This window comes from Variovorax sp. Soil_C_33, assembly GCF_057656935.1.
This window is the reverse complement of record NZ_JBDGJK010000007.1, coordinates 60,023-74,186: the sequence shown is the minus strand read 5'-3', so window position 1 is coordinate 74,186 and position 14,164 is coordinate 60,023. Positions and strand designations below refer to the sequence as shown.

The following is a 14,164-nucleotide window of genomic DNA, read 5'->3' as shown; positions in this document are numbered from 1 at the left end:
GAAATCAGGCGCCGGAGAGCAGTGCCCGGACCCGCTCCAGATCTTCCGGGGTGTCGATGCCCGGGCCGGGTGCATGGGCGCTCACGTGCACGGCGATGCGGTGCCCGTGCCACAGCGCGCGCAGCTGTTCCAGGGCCTCCGTGGCTTCGACCGGCGCCGGCGGCAGGCCCGGAAACTGCCGCACGAAGCCGGCGCGGTAGCCGTAGATGCCGATGTGGCGCAGCGCTGCGGGCGAGTCCGGCAACACGATGGCCCCGCCTTTCGCGAAGCCGTCGCGCCACCAGGGAATCGGTGCGCGGCTGAAGTACAGCGCATTGCCTTGCGCGTCGAGCACCGCCTTCACGACGTTCGGATTGAGGTAGTCGTCGATGGATTCGATCGCATGGGCGGCCGTGCTCATCGAGGCGTCGGGATGCGAGGCCAGCGTGTGGGCCACGGCGTCGATCAGCGCCGGGTCGATCAGCGGCTCGTCGCCCTGGACGTTGACGACGATCGCGTCGTCGGCGAGGCCGAGCTGCGCACAGGCCTCGGCGAGACGATCGCTGCCGCTCGCGTGGTCGGTGCGCGTGAGCAGGGCCTGGACGCCGTGCGCCTCGCAGGCGGCGACGATGCGCGCATCGTCGGCGGCCACCACCACGCGCTCGGCGCTCGACAGCAGCGCGCGCTGCGCGACGCGCACCACCATCGGCAGGCCGGCAATGTCGGCCAGCGGCTTGTCGGGCAATCGTGTGGACGCGAGCCGAGCCGGGATCAGGACGGCGAAACGCAAGGTCAAAGTCCCAGTTCTTCGTCCGAAAGGGTACGCGCCTCGGTTTCGAGCAGCACCGGGATGCCGTCGCGCACCGGGTAGGCGAGGCGGGCGCTGCGCGAGGCGAGCTCCTGCTTCTCGGCATTCCACGTGAGCGGCCCCTTGGTCACGGGGCAGACGAGCAGTTCAAGCAGCTTGGTGTCCATCGAGCGATGATAGCTTTGCGTCGAGCGCTGAAAAGAATGCGGGCTCGGGTTCGAACACCAGCGGCAGCGCCAGCGCGTCGGGGACGCGGCGCCACAGCTTGACCGCGTCTTTCTCGGTGCAGATCAGCGTGTAGCCGCTTCCGGGCGGCGGGGTCCAGTCGCTGAAATCGTGGTGATCCGGCAAGGCGATGCACTGCTGCGGCACCAGGGCGCGTTCGCGCAGCATCTGGAAGAAAGCCTCGGGCTTCGCGATCGCGGCAACCGCGACCAGCGCCCGGCCGGCCAGGGAGGCGAGCGGAACCGGCGTGCCGTCGAGGCGCAGCGCATGGTCGGCCAGCGCACGCCGTGCCGTGAAGCCGGCGAAGGCGGGTCGCGTGCCGGTGTGAATCACCAGGTCGCAGCGGCGCGGCCAGTGCTCGCGCAGCGGGCCGGCGGGCAGCAGCCAGCCGTTGCCCGTGCCACGGTCGTCGAAGACGCAGATCTCGATGTCGCGCGCCAGCGCAAGGTGCTGCAGGCCGTCGTCGCTCACGATGAGCTGCGTGTCCGAGTGAAGAGCCAGCAAGGCGCGCGCCGCTTCGGCACGCCGCCGCGCCACGAAGACCGGCACCGCGGTCGAGCGGCGAATCAGCGTCGGTTCGTCGCCGACCTCGCGCGGATCGCTGTCGTCCTGCACCGCGCGGCAGTCGTCGGTCGCTCGCCCGTATCCGCGCGATACCACGCCGACCTTCCATCCGCGGGCCTGGAGGCGCCGCACGACCGCCATCACGACCGGCGTCTTGCCGGAACCGCCGGCGATGACGTTGCCGACCACGATCACCGGCACGCCGACGCGCTCGGTTTGGAGGATGCTTCGGCGATAGAGTGCGCGCCGGATTGCGGCCAAAGCGCCATAGAGCAGCGAGAGAGGCCACAGCAGCCGCGCGAGCGTCCCGCGTTGCAGCCAGGCCCTCTGCAGCACTAGCGTCCCGCCTGCGCGGCCGACTGCGTGGCGAAGGTGATCTGCATGAGGCCCGCGCGCCGCGCGCCTTCCATCACCGTGATCACGGACTGATGTGCGGCGCTGGCATCGGCGCTGATGATCACGACGCTGTCCTTGCCGCCGTTCGCCGCGGCGCCCAGCGCTGCGGCCACAGTCTCCACGCTGCGGTCGGGCAGCTGGGTCTTGTTGATCGAATAGCGTCCGTCGGCCGACACGGCGACGATCACTTCCTTCGGGTAGTCGCGCTGGGCCTCCACGTCGGCCACCGGAAGGCGCAGTTGCATCTCGGTGAACTTGCTGTAGGTGGTCGAGAGCATCAGGAAAATCAGCACGACCAGCAGCACGTCGATGAACGGGATCAGGTTGATCTCGGGCTCTTCCTTCGAGCCGTGGCTGAAATGCATGCGTCTCATATCCAGCCTCCGCAGGGCCGACCCGAAGTGGCAAGCGTGGGGGCGTTCATGACCGCAGCGTATTCAAGTGGCGGGCAAAGCGTTCGCCGGCGAGTTCCAGGTTCAGCAGGTACTCGTCGACCCGGCTGCGGAAATAGCGCCAGAAGATCAGGGCCGGGATCGCCACGATCAGCCCGAAGGCCGTGTTGTAGAGCGCCACGGAGATGCCGTGCGCCAGCTGTGCCGGGTTGCCGGTGCCGACGGCGCCGCTGCTGGGCGACTGCGAACCGAAGATCTCGATCATGCCGATCACCGTGCCCAGCAGCCCGAGCAGCGGGGCCGCCGACGCGATGGTCGCGAGCGCCGGCAGGTAGCGCTCGAGCCGGTGCGCGACCACGCGTCCGGCCGATTCCATCGACGCGCGCAGGTCGTCTTCGGTCGAGAGGGGGTTGGAGTTCAAAGTGCGGAAGCCGGCGGCCAGCACCTCGCCCAGCCCCGAGTTTCTTTCCAGCTTGGTCACGACGTCCGGGCCCGGGACCGCGGTGCGCGAGACCGTGATGGCCTCGTCGAGCAACTTGGGCGGCAGAACCTTGGATGTCTTCAGGCTGGTGAATCTCTCGATGACGAGCGCGAGCGCAATCACCGAACAAGCGAGCAGCGGCCAGATCGGCCAGCCCGCAGCAACTATGATCGAAAACAAGTATTTCCTCCGGCCCCGTGGACTGCAAATGCGCGGCGATTATCCACCGGCGCAAGGCATTGTTCCGATTTGTATTCGCTGTAGGTTCCGACCCACAGTTTCTGTGGATAACTTTGTGGCTAACCCGCGGAGCAACTCATCTGGGACCACATGCGGCGGGCCTTTCGCCGGATCGACTGAATTTTGAGCAGCACTTTTTTCAATCAAATCAATGGTTTGCACGTGAAGTCGTGGGTGTCGCGCGGATGCCTCATTCGGCTGGAAGGCAGCAGCCCCGCTTGTGGACGACTGCCCACCTGTAACACCGCCTCGACATGAACGAGCGTGAAGCAATTCCGCCGGCGGGACCGCGGGTCTGGGCCGTGGGCGCGCTGTGTCGCGCCGTGGCCGATGTGCTCGATGCGCGCTTCAATCCGGTCGCGGTGCGCGGCGAGATTTCCGGGTTTTCGCGTGCGGCCAGCGGCCATTGCTACTTTGCGCTGAAAGACGAGTCGGGCCAGTTGCGGTGCGCCATGTTCCGGCGCGCAGCAGGGCTGCTTGATTTCTCACCGCGCGATGGCGACCAGGTCGAGGTGCGCGGCCGATTGGCGGTGTACGAGCCGCGCGGCGATCTGCAACTGGTGGTCGAGAGCTTGCGTCGAGCCGGGCAGGGCGCGCTGTTCGAGCAGTTCCTGCAGCGCAAGGCCCAACTGGAGGCCGAGGGCCTTTTCGATGCCGCCCGCAAGCGACCGCTTCCGGTCATGCCACGCGCGATCGGCGTCGTGACCTCGCTCGGCGCGGCAGCGTTGCATGACGTTGTCACTGCACTGCGCCGCCGCGTGCCGCACATTCCCGTGGTGCTGGCGCCGGCAGCGGTGCAGGGTGCCGGTGCGCCGGCAGAGCTGGTGCGCTCGCTGCAGTCGCTCTACGCGCAGCAGCCGGCGGTCGACGTGATCCTGCTGGTGCGCGGCGGCGGCTCGATCGAGGACCTTTGGGCCTTCAACGACGAGTCGCTGGCGCGCACCATCGTGCAGAGTCCGGTGCCGGTGATCAGCGGCGTCGGCCACGAAACCGACTTCACCATCGCCGACTTCTGCGCCGATCTGCGCGCACCGACGCCGACCGCCGCGGCCGAACTGGTCGCTGCGCCGCGCGATGTGTGGCTCGGTGCGATCGATCTGCTCGAAGAGCGGCTGCGCGATGCGATTTCCACGCGCCTCGATGCCCTGAGCCAGCGCCTCGATGTGGCGGCAGGCAGGCTGGGGCGCCCATCGGCGCTGGTGACGCGCCAGCAACTGCGTCTGGCGCACCATGCGCAACGATTGCAATACGCCGTGCTCTCGAGGACGCAGCGGTTCGCGCAAACGCAGCAGGCGTTGCAGGCCGAGTTGCCGCTCAAGTTCACGCGTGCCCTGGTGCAGCGCAAGGAGCGGCTCGAACGGGCTGCGCTGCGCCTGCAACTGCTCGATCCGGCGCTGGTCCTGCAGCGCGGCTACGCATGGCTCACGAATGAACAGGGACAGGCTGTCACCAGCGTGCGCGGCCTGACACCCGGCGATGCGGTGCGCGCGCGCCTGGCGGACGGTACGATCGACATGACGGTCAATCAAACGGGTACGACGGGAAAGCGTCCGACGCGAGCCTCGTGATTCCTTTTTAGAATGCTTCGTCCCACAACCAACCCGCGAGAAAAGACATGGAACACGTCCTCCCACCCCTGCCGTACGCGCTGGACGCACTGGCGCCCGAGTATTCGAAGGAAACGATGGAATACCACTACGGCAAGCATCACAACGCCTACGTGGTGAACCTGAACAACCTGCAAAAGGGCACCGAGTTCGAGAGCATGACGCTCGAAGAGATTGTCAAGAAGTCCAGCGGCGGGATCTACAACAACGCCGCCCAGATCTGGAACCACACCTTCTTCTGGAACTGCATGAAGCCTTCGGGCGGCGGCGAGCCCACGGGCGCGCTGGCGAAGGCCATCGATGCCAAGTGGGGCAGCTATGCGGCCTTCAAGGAGGCCTTCGTGAAGTCGGCGGTGGGGAACTTCGGCTCGGGCTGGACCTGGCTGGTGAAGAAGGCCGACGGCTCGGTGGACATCGTGAACATGGGTGCAGCGGGCACGCCGCTGACCACGGGCGACACGGCGCTGCTGACTGTGGACGTCTGGGAGCACGCCTACTACATCGACTACCGCAATCTGCGGCCCAAGTACGTGGAGACTTTCCTGGCCAAGCTGGTGAACTGGGACTTCGCGGGCAAGAACTTCGGCTGAGCCGTGGCCTTGCAAAAAAGCCGACCCGCGGGTCGGCTTTTTTGATGAGCGGGCGATAGTTCAGCGCCTGGCCGCAAACAGTTCGCCGCCGAGCTTCGCCCCCTTCTTGATGTTCTTCTTGGCGAACCAGCCCTGGTTCATCTCGAGCACGAAGCGCACCGGCTCTTCGGAGCAATGCGACTCCTCGGTCAGCGGCTTCATGTCGGCCAGGTTGACGATGCGGCCGTCGTCGGCCACGAAGGCTGCAGTCAGCGGCAGCAGGGTGTTCTTCATCCAGAAGCATTGGGTCGCGGGCTGCTCGAAGACGAAGATCATGCCCTCGGTTTGCGGCATTTCCTTGCGGAACATCAGGCCGATCTGCCGCTGTTCTGGGGTCTGTGCGACCTGCGCATCGATCTGGTACATGCCCGCAGACAGCTTCACGCGCTGGAGATTGGTTTGAGCTTCCTGACCGTGTGCAAGGGGCATCAATGAAGCTGACAGCGCAAGCAGGGCCACAAAACGCTGGAACATGAGTCGACTTTCTTAAACGGTGGAGTGCAAACAAAAATGCCCGCTGATTGCGGGCATGTCCATTTGCCTGGAAGCTTACATCTTCTTGAGTGCAGACGAAAAAAAGCGTTCCGAAGAACGCTTTCTTTTTTTGTGGCGCCAACCAGCTTACTGGGGCGTGGTGCCTTGCGCGGGAACCGGCTTCTTGCCGCCGCCCTTGGCGGGGCGGCGCGCGTCGCGCGAGTCACGGCGTGCCTGGGCGGCCTTGTCGGCGCCGGTCTCGGTCACGCCGCCGCTGCCCTCTGCCACCTTGCCCTGGTCGCCACCAGGAGCCTTGACTTGGCCGGCAGGCCTCGCGTCCTTCTTGGCTTCGGCGCGCTCGGCCGCCTTGCCCTTGCCTGTGGGGTCGACTTCGGCGGGCTTCGTCTGGGCATATGCGCCAACGGCGAACAGGCCGGCGATCATGACTGCGAGAACTTTGCTCATTACGGGTTCCTCTGTGGAGATGGATTGAAAATGCCTCCCGGCCAGCAGAAGGTCAGCCAACAACGAGACCCCCATGGACTCGGTTGACAGAACCTTCGGACTCCTCCGGTTGCGTCTAAAATTCTACGGCTATTCAGCCGGCTGGAAACCTAGTGTCTTCCAGCCTCCAATTCATCCCCGGAGCCCTTGCCTCATGTCCAGCTATCAGCACATCAAAGTCCCGGCCGAAGGCCAGAAGATCACGGTCAATGCCGACAACTCGCTCAATGTGCCTGATCAGCCGATCATTCCCTTCATCGAGGGCGACGGTACCGGTCTCGACATCACGCCCGTGATGATCAAGGTGGTCGACGCCGCAGTGGCCAAGACCTACGGCGGCAAGAAAAAGATCCAGTGGATGGAGGTCTACGCCGGCGAGAAGTCGACGAAGGTCTACGGCCCCGACGTCTGGCTGCCCGAAGAAACCCTGCATGCGGTGCGCGACTACGTGGTCTCGATCAAGGGGCCGCTGACCACGCCGGTCGGCGGCGGCATCCGCTCGCTCAACGTCGCGCTGCGCCAGGAACTCGACCTGTATGTCTGCCTGCGCCCCATCCAGTACTTCGAAGGCGTGCCCAGCCCGGTCAAGGAGCCGCACAAGACCAACATGGTGATCTTCCGCGAGAACTCGGAAGACATCTATGCCGGCATCGAGTTCGAAGCCGAAAGCGAGAAGGCCAAGAAGCTCATCAAGATCCTGCAGGACGAGTTCGGCGTCAAGAAGATCCGTTTCCCGAATACCTCGGGTATCGGCATCAAGCCGGTGTCGCGCGAAGGCACCGAGCGCCTGGTGCGCAAGGCGATCCAGTATGCGATCGACAACGACAAGCCCAGCGTGACGATCGTGCACAAGGGCAACATCATGAAGTTCACCGAAGGCGGCTTCCGCGACTGGGCTTATGGCCTGGCCGCCAAGGAATTTGGCGCCGAGCTGATCGACGGCGGCCCCTGGATGAAGTTCAAGAATCCCAAGACCGGCAAGGAAATCACCGTCAAGGACTCGATCGCCGACGCCTTCCTGCAGCAAATCCTGCTGCGCCCGGCCGAATACAGCGTGATCGCCACGCTGAACCTGAACGGCGACTACGTGTCCGACGCATTGGCGGCGCAAGTCGGCGGCATCGGCATCGCCCCGGGCGCCAACATGAGCGACACCGTCGCCATGTTCGAGGCCACCCACGGCACGGCGCCCAAGTACGCCGGCAAGGACTATGTGAACCCCGGTTCCGAAATCCTGTCGGCCGAGATGATGCTGCGCCACATGGGCTGGACCGAGGCGGCCGACCTGATCATCCGCTCGATGGAAAAATCGATCGCCAGCAAGAAGGTGACCTACGACTTCGCCCGCCTGATGGATGGCGCCACGCAAGTCAGTTGCTCGGGCTTCGGTCAGGTGATGATCGACAACATGTAAATCCCGGTGTCCGAAGCGTCGGCTGACGCCTCATCGGTAAAGCCCCGGCACCGCAAGGCGCCGGGGCTTTTTCGTGGAGCCGGCGGCACGCAGCTTGCATGCGCCGATGCCGGCAGTTCGCCAGGCATCCGTCTTGAATGTCACAAAGCCGCCACCAGTTGTGTCCCTTGCGCAAGTACAACCGGCGGCGGCTCTATAAAATGATTTTCATGGCTACCAAAATCCCCTCGATTCCACCTACGCCGCCGGCCGTGAAGCCGGGGCGGGACGACGGCGATGCGGTCGTGATCGAGCGGCGGCCGCAAAAAACCGCGCCGCCGCAGATGTATCAGGTGGTGATGCTCAACGACGACTACACGCCAATGGAGTTCGTGATCGTCGTGATCCAGGAGTTCTTCAACAAGGACCGGGAAACCGCCACCCAGATCATGCTCAAGATTCATCTCGACGGTCGCGGCATCTGCGGGGTGTATTCCCGCGACATGGCAGCTACCAAGGTCAATCAGGTGATGGAGGCGGCCCACCAGGCCGGGCATCCGTTGCAGTGCGTCAGTGAACCGGTTGAATAAATCGCGCTCCAACCCATCTGAGAAATTATTTACAGCAAGGCAAAAGGAAATCACATGATTGCCCAGGAACTGGAAGTCAGCTTGCACATGGCTTTTGTCGAAGCCAGGCAGCAGCGCCATGAGTTCATCACGGTGGAGCACCTGCTGCTCGCTTTGCTGGACAACCCGAGTGCCGCAGAGGTTCTGCGCGCCTGCTCGGCCAACGTCGACGACCTCAGGGCGTCGCTCACCAATTTCATCAAGGACAACACGCCTCAGGTGGCGGGTACCGACGATGTGGATACCCAGCCCACGCTCGGTTTCCAGCGCGTGATCCAGCGCGCCATCATGCATGTGCAGTCCACCGGCAACGGCAAGAAGGAAGTCACCGGCGCCAACGTGCTGGTCGCGATCTTCGGCGAAAAGGATTCGCACGCGGTCTACTACCTCCATCAGCAGGGCGTGACGCGGCTCGACGTGGTGAACTTCATCGCCCACGGCATCAAGAAGAGCGATCCGCCGGAAGCCGCCAAGGGCAGCAGCGAATCGTCCTCCGGCGAAGGCGAGGAGGGCGGCGGCGAGAAGAACGAGAAATCGTCCCCGCTCGAGCAGTTCACGCAGAACCTCAACCAGCTGGCCAAGGAAGGCAAGATCGATCCGCTGATCGGCCGCGAGTACGAGGTCGAGCGCGTGATCCAGATCCTGTGCCGCCGGCGCAAGAACAACCCGCTGCTGGTGGGCGAGGCCGGCGTCGGCAAGACGGCGATCGCCGAGGGCCTGGCCTGGCGCATCACGCAGAACGACGTGCCCGAGATCCTGGCCGAGTCCCATGTCTACTCGCTCGACATGGGCGCGCTCCTGGCCGGCACCAAGTACCGCGGCGACTTCGAACAGCGTCTGAAGGGCGTGCTCAAGTCGCTCAAGGACAAGCCGAACGCGATCCTCTTCATCGACGAGATCCACACGCTGATCGGCGCCGGGGCGGCCTCGGGCGGCACGCTCGATGCCTCGAACCTGCTGAAGCCGGCGCTGTCCAGCGGCCAGCTCAAGTGCATCGGCGCGACCACCTTCACCGAGTACCGCGGCATCTTCGAGAAGGATGCGGCCCTGTCGCGCCGTTTCCAGAAGGTCGACGTGGTCGAGCCGACGGTGCAGGAAACCGTCGACATCCTGAAGGGCCTGAAGTCGCGCTTCGAAGAGCACCACGGCGTGAAGTACGGCGTGGCTGCGCTGCAGGCTGCGGCCGAGCTGAGCGCCAAGTACATCAACGACCGTCACCTGCCCGACAAGGCAATCGACGTCATCGATGAGGCCGGCGCCGCCCAGCGCATCCTGCCCGCGAACAAGCGCAAGAAGACCATCAGCAAGGCTGAGGTCGAGGAAATCGTCGCCAAGATCGCGCGCATCCCCCCGGCCAACGTCTCGAACGACGACCGCGGCAAGCTGCAGACCATCGAGCGCGACCTGAAGAGCGTCGTGTTCGGCCAGGACAAGGCCCTCGAAGTGCTGGCCTCGGCCGTCAAGATGGCGCGTTCGGGTCTGGGCCGCGAAGACAAGCCGATCGGCTCATTCCTGTTCAGCGGCCCCACCGGCGTCGGCAAGACCGAGGCGGCCAAGCAGCTCGCCTACATCATGGGCATCGAGCTGATCCGTTTCGACATGTCGGAGTACATGGAGCGCCATGCGGTGAGCCGGCTGATCGGTGCGCCTCCGGGCTACGTCGGTTTCGACCAGGGCGGCCTCCTGACCGAGGCCATCACGAAGAAGCCGCACGCGGTGCTGCTGCTCGACGAAATCGAGAAAGCGCATCCGGACATCTTCAACGTGCTGCTGCAGGTCATGGACCATGGCACGCTGACGGACAACAACGGACGCAAGGCCGACTTCCGCAACGTCATCATCGTCATGACAACGAATGCGGGCGCGGAGACCATGAACAAGGCGACCATCGGCTTCACCAACCCGCGCCAGGCGGGCGACGAGATGGCCGATATCAAGCGCCTGTTCACGCCGGAGTTCCGCAACCGCCTGGACGCGACCGTGAGCTTCAAGGCCCTCGACGAGCAGATCATCCTGCGCGTGGTCGACAAGTTCCTGCTGCAGCTCGAAACCCAGTTGGCGGAGAAGAAGGTCGACGTCACCTTCACCGACGCGCTGCGCAAGCACTTGGCGAAGAAGGGCTTCGATCCGCTGATGGGCGCACGCCCGATGCAGCGCCTGATCCAGGACACGATCCGCCGCGCCCTGGCCGACGAGCTGCTGTTCGGCCGCCTGCAGGAGGGTGGCCGCCTGACGGTGGATCTCGACGACAAGGAAGAGGTCCAGCTCGACATCCAGCCGATCGCGAAGAAAGAAGGGCGCGCGAAACCCGAAGCGGAAGAGGCTGCAACGGGCTGATCCGCTCTTCCGGAGTCCGTTTACAGGGCCGGTAGCATTGCGCTACCGGCCTTTTTCATTCATCGACCTCCTTTGCCCTTGATCCTCCCCGAGCTCAGCCACGAATGGAAGACCGGCCTCTCCCTGGCATGGAGCGGCTACATCGCCGTGTTGTCCGTCTGGATCGTGATGCAGAAGCGCGCGCCGGTGTCGACGATGAGCTGGATCCTCTCGCTGGCGCTGCTGCCCTTCGCCGGCTTCGTCATCTACTACTTCCTCGGGCCGCAGCGCTTGAAGAAGCAGCGCCTCAAGCGGCTGCGCAGCCGCGCGATCGCCCAGGCGCCGGCCGACGTCGCCACGCTGCGCGAGGCCGCGGAACGTGCGCCACCGGCCCTGCGTCAGATGGCCGCGCTCGGCACGGCCGCCTGCGGCCTGCCGGTGTCGAGCGCGACGGCGACCAGCTTGTTGTCCGGCGGCGCCAGCACCTTCGACGCCATCTTCGAAGCGATCGGCAGCGCGCGCGACCACATCCACCTCGAGTACTACATCTTCGAGCCCGACACCATCGGCACCGCGCTGCGCGACCTGCTGGTCGAACGCGCGCGGGCGGGCATCACCGTGCGCCTGCTGCTCGATGCGCTCGGCTCCAAGCGCATCGGCCGCAGCTTCATGGCGCCGATGCATGCTGCCGGCATCCAGGTGGCGCTGTTCCACGACACCCGCATCGGCCGCCGCTTGCGGCCGGTGACCAACTACCGCACCCACCGCAAGATCGTGGTGTGCGACGGGCGCATCGGCTTCACCGGCGGCGTCAACATCACAGACGAGGAAGACCGGCGGGTGCGGCCCGACGCGTACCACGACGTCCACCTGCGCATCGAAGGCAGCGCGGTGCGCTGGCTGCAGACCACCTTTCTCGAAGACTGGGCCTACGCCACCGGCGAAGACCCGCGCCGCATGGACGAAGCCATCGACAGGCTGCTGCCGCGGCTTCCGGCCGAGGAGGGCGCGGGCGACATTCCGGTGCAGATCGTCACCAGCGGTCCCGACAGCGGCCTCGAAGCCATCCATCGGATGCATGTCGCGGCCATCCACTCGGCCGCGCAGCGCGCCTGGCTGACCACGCCGTACTTCGTGCCCGGCGAGCCGGCCCTGATGGCGCTCACCAGCGCGGCGCTGCGCGGCGTCGATGTGCGCCTCCTGGTGCCGAGGCGCAGCGATTCGCTGATCGTGAGCGCGGCGGCGCGCTCCTACTACGACGAGCTCATCGCGGCTGGCGTCAAGATCTGGGAGTACAAGGCGCGCATGCTGCACTCCAAGACGCTGGTGGTGGACGACAACTGCGCGATGATCGGCACCGCTAATTTCGACAACCGCAGCTTCCGGCTCAACTTCGAGGTTTGCGCCGTCATCTATGGTCCGGCGCTCGCCAAGCCGCTCGCCGCCCAGTTCGAAACCGACCTTCACAGCGCCGCGGCCGTGCGCGCCAACCGGAAGCGCAGCTTCCTTCCCCAGCTCGGCGATGCGACGGCACGCCTTTTCTCACCCTTGCTCTGACGATGTCCCAAACCTTCCTCTGGCACGACTACGAAACCTTCGGTGCCGTGCCGCGCCGCGACCGGCCATCGCAGTTCGCCGCCATCCGCACCGACGCTGCGCTCAACGAGATCGGCGAGCCCATGATGATCTACTGCAAGCCCGCGCCGGACTATCTGCCGAGCCCGGAGGCCTGCCTGATCACCGGCATCACGCCGCAGGTCTGCCTCGAACGCGGGATCCCCGAGCACGAGTTCGCCGCGCAGATCGAGCGAGCGTTCTCGCAGCCCGGCACCATCGGCGTCGGCTACAACACCATCCGCTTCGACGACGAGGTGACGCGCTTCCTGTTCTGGCGCAACCTCATCGATCCCTATGCGCGCGAATGGCAGAACGATTGCGGCCGCTGGGACCTGCTCGACGTCGTGCGGCTCACCTATGCCTTGCGGCCCGACGGCATCGAGTGGCCGAAGAAGGATGACGGCACGCAGAGCTTCAGGCTCGAAGACCTGGCGCGCGCCAACGGGCTGCTCCACGAATCGGCCCACGATGCGCTGTCGGACGTGCGTGCCACCATCGCGCTGGCGCGGCTGATCCGCGACAAGCAGCCCAAGCTCTTCGACTTCGCCTTCGCGCTGCACAGGAAAGACCGGGTCGCGAGCGAGCTGGGCCTGCCGGCCACGCGCGAGACGGCGCGGCCCTTCCTGCACGTCTCCGGCATGTTCCCGGCCGAGCGCGGCTGCCTGTCCGTGATGTGGCCGCTCGCAAGCCATCCGACCAACAAGAACGAACTGATCGCCTGGGACCTGGCGCACGACCCGAGCGAGCTGCGCGACCTCGACGTCGCGACGCTGCGCCAGCGCCTCTTCACGCGCAGCGCAGATCTTCCCGAAGGCGTGCTGCGCCTGCCGGTAAAGAGCGTGCACTTGAACAAGTCGCCGATGGTGGTCGGCAACCTGAAGACCTTGGCGCCGGCCATGGCCACGCGCTGGAGCATCGATATCGAAGCGGCGCTGCGCAACGCCGCGCTGGCGGCCGCCTTGCCCGACATGAGCGCGATCTGGCCGCAGGTCTACGAACGCCCGCGCGAGGCGGCGCCGGACGTCGACGAAGACCTCTATGGCGGCTTCGTCGGCAATGGCGATCGCCGCCGGCTCACCCAGCTGCGCAGCCTGTCGCCGGCAGAGCTCGCGCATTCGCGCACGGGCTTCGACGATCCCCGGCTCGAAGAGCTGTTGTTCCGCTACCGCGCCCGCAACTTTCCCGAAACGCTGAGCGAAGAGGAAGCCGAACGCTGGGAGGCGCATCGCGTCGCGCGGCTGCTCGAAGGCGAAGGCGGGGTGCGCAACGTCGACCAGCTCTTTGCCGAGATCGACGTGCTGGCGGAGACGGCCGACGGGCGCGGTGAAGAAATTCTCGGCGCGCTGTATGAGTACGCCGAGGCCATTGCGCCCTCGATCTGAAACCGTGAGCCTTCGCCGCCTGACCCCCGACGACGCCGCAGCCTACCGGGCGCTGATGCTCGAAGCCTACGCACGCCATCCCGACGCCTTCACCTCCACCGTGGCCGAACGCGAGGCCTTGCCGCTGTCGTGGTGGAGGTCGCGGCTCGATGCCTCGCCGCAGGCACCGCAGGTCGTGCTGGGCGCCTTCGACGCGATGGGCCTTCTGGCAGGCGCGGCAGGCCTGCTGTTCGAGTCGCGCGAGAAGGCGCGGCACAAGGCGAGCCTGTTCGGCATGTATGTCGCGCCGGCCGCCCGGCAAGGCGGCTTCGGCCGCCAGCTGGTGCTGGGCCTGCTGGCGGAGGCTGCGGCGCGCGAGGGCGTCAAGCTGGTCCAGCTGACGGTGACCGAGGGCAACCATGCCGCACAGGCGCTCTACGAACGTTGCGGCTTTGCCGCCTTCGGCATCGAACCGTTCGCCATTGCGCAGGGCGGAACCTTCCGGTCGAAGGTCCACATGTGGCGCGCGGTCGCCGCGCTCGCCTGAGC

At 65.7% G+C, this 14,164-nt stretch carries 15 protein-coding genes; 8 read left to right on the top strand and 7 right to left on the bottom strand.

Going from position 1 to position 14,164, the window contains the following annotated elements; all coding sequences use genetic code 11:
• Positions 1-4: 4 nt before the first annotated feature.
• From kdsB to AC3A6B_RS12740, 5 genes are read right to left on the bottom strand one after another with little or no spacing between them, the layout of a single operon-like run.
• Positions 5-769, bottom strand: a complete 765-nt coding sequence (gene kdsB, locus AC3A6B_RS12760; protein ID WP_487837070.1) for a 3-deoxy-manno-octulosonate cytidylyltransferase — start codon at positions 767-769, stop codon at positions 5-7.
• Positions 770-771: 2 nt separating this feature from the next.
• Entirely contained in the window at positions 772-954 is a 183-nt protein-coding gene (locus AC3A6B_RS12755) for a Trm112 family protein (protein ID WP_093107755.1), read from the bottom strand.
• The gene (lpxK, locus tag AC3A6B_RS12750; RefSeq protein WP_487837069.1) at positions 935-1,912 is read right to left on the bottom strand and encodes a tetraacyldisaccharide 4'-kinase; all 978 of its coding nucleotides are present in this window, start codon (positions 1,910-1,912) and stop codon (positions 935-937) included. Before lpxK ends, AC3A6B_RS12755 begins: the two co-directional genes overlap by 20 nt.
• Complete coding sequence (locus tag AC3A6B_RS12745) at positions 1,912-2,337, bottom strand: ExbD/TolR family protein (RefSeq protein WP_487837264.1); 426 nt, start codon at positions 2,335-2,337, stop codon at positions 1,912-1,914. Before AC3A6B_RS12745 ends, lpxK begins: the two co-directional genes overlap by 1 nt.
• Before the next feature lie 55 nt (positions 2,338-2,392).
• A complete protein-coding gene (locus AC3A6B_RS12740) occupies positions 2,393-3,025 on the bottom strand; it encodes a MotA/TolQ/ExbB proton channel family protein (RefSeq protein ID WP_487837068.1) in 633 nt (210 codons plus the stop codon).
• Between the two features lie 314 nt (positions 3,026-3,339).
• Here AC3A6B_RS12740 and xseA point away from each other — a divergent pair, with 314 nt between their 5' ends.
• Together xseA and AC3A6B_RS12730 are read left to right on the top strand one after the other, a co-directional pair.
• Complete coding sequence (xseA, locus tag AC3A6B_RS12735) at positions 3,340-4,653, top strand: exodeoxyribonuclease VII large subunit (RefSeq protein ID WP_487837067.1); 1,314 nt, start codon at positions 3,340-3,342, stop codon at positions 4,651-4,653.
• Positions 4,654-4,700: 47 nt separating this feature from the next.
• Positions 4,701-5,282 (top strand): superoxide dismutase, encoded by a 582-nt coding sequence (locus AC3A6B_RS12730; protein WP_487837066.1) that lies wholly within the window; start codon positions 4,701-4,703, stop codon positions 5,280-5,282.
• A gap of 60 nt (positions 5,283-5,342) precedes the next feature.
• On the opposite strand, the gene AC3A6B_RS12725 is transcribed toward AC3A6B_RS12730, so the two are convergent.
• Both AC3A6B_RS12725 and AC3A6B_RS12720 read right to left on the bottom strand, forming a co-directional pair.
• The gene (locus AC3A6B_RS12725; RefSeq protein ID WP_487837065.1) at positions 5,343-5,795 is read right to left on the bottom strand and encodes a DUF192 domain-containing protein; all 453 of its coding nucleotides are present in this window, start codon (positions 5,793-5,795) and stop codon (positions 5,343-5,345) included.
• Positions 5,796-5,942: 147 nt separating this feature from the next.
• Positions 5,943-6,260: a cell envelope biogenesis protein TolA gene (locus AC3A6B_RS12720; protein ID WP_487837064.1), complete on the bottom strand. Its 318-nt coding sequence runs from the start codon at positions 6,258-6,260 to the stop codon at positions 5,943-5,945.
• Between the two features lie 193 nt (positions 6,261-6,453).
• Here AC3A6B_RS12720 and icd point away from each other — a divergent pair, with 193 nt between their 5' ends.
• From icd to AC3A6B_RS12690, 6 genes are all read left to right on the top strand, one after another.
• Positions 6,454-7,713: an NADP-dependent isocitrate dehydrogenase gene (gene icd, locus AC3A6B_RS12715; RefSeq protein ID WP_487837063.1), complete on the top strand. Its 1,260-nt coding sequence runs from the start codon at positions 6,454-6,456 to the stop codon at positions 7,711-7,713.
• A 209-nt stretch (positions 7,714-7,922) separates the two neighbouring features.
• Positions 7,923-8,282 carry an ATP-dependent Clp protease adapter ClpS gene (gene clpS, locus AC3A6B_RS12710; protein WP_214681297.1) on the top strand — a complete coding sequence of 120 codons (360 nt, stop codon included), beginning with the start codon at positions 7,923-7,925 and terminating at the stop codon, positions 8,280-8,282.
• Between the two features lie 54 nt (positions 8,283-8,336).
• On the top strand, positions 8,337-10,658 hold the full coding sequence (clpA, locus tag AC3A6B_RS12705; RefSeq protein WP_214693401.1) for an ATP-dependent Clp protease ATP-binding subunit ClpA: 2,322 nt from the start codon (positions 8,337-8,339) through the stop codon (positions 10,656-10,658).
• Positions 10,659-10,736: 78 nt separating this feature from the next.
• Positions 10,737-12,194, top strand: a complete 1,458-nt coding sequence (gene cls / locus AC3A6B_RS12700) for a cardiolipin synthase (RefSeq protein WP_487837263.1) — start codon at positions 10,737-10,739, stop codon at positions 12,192-12,194.
• Between the two features lie 2 nt (positions 12,195-12,196).
• Positions 12,197-13,636 carry an exodeoxyribonuclease I gene (sbcB, locus tag AC3A6B_RS12695; protein ID WP_487837062.1) on the top strand — a complete coding sequence of 480 codons (1,440 nt, stop codon included), beginning with the start codon at positions 12,197-12,199 and terminating at the stop codon, positions 13,634-13,636.
• Positions 13,637-13,640: 4 nt separating this feature from the next.
• A complete protein-coding gene (locus AC3A6B_RS12690; protein WP_487837061.1) occupies positions 13,641-14,162 on the top strand; it encodes an N-acetyltransferase family protein in 522 nt (173 codons plus the stop codon).
• The last annotated feature ends 2 nt before the right edge of the window (positions 14,163-14,164 follow it).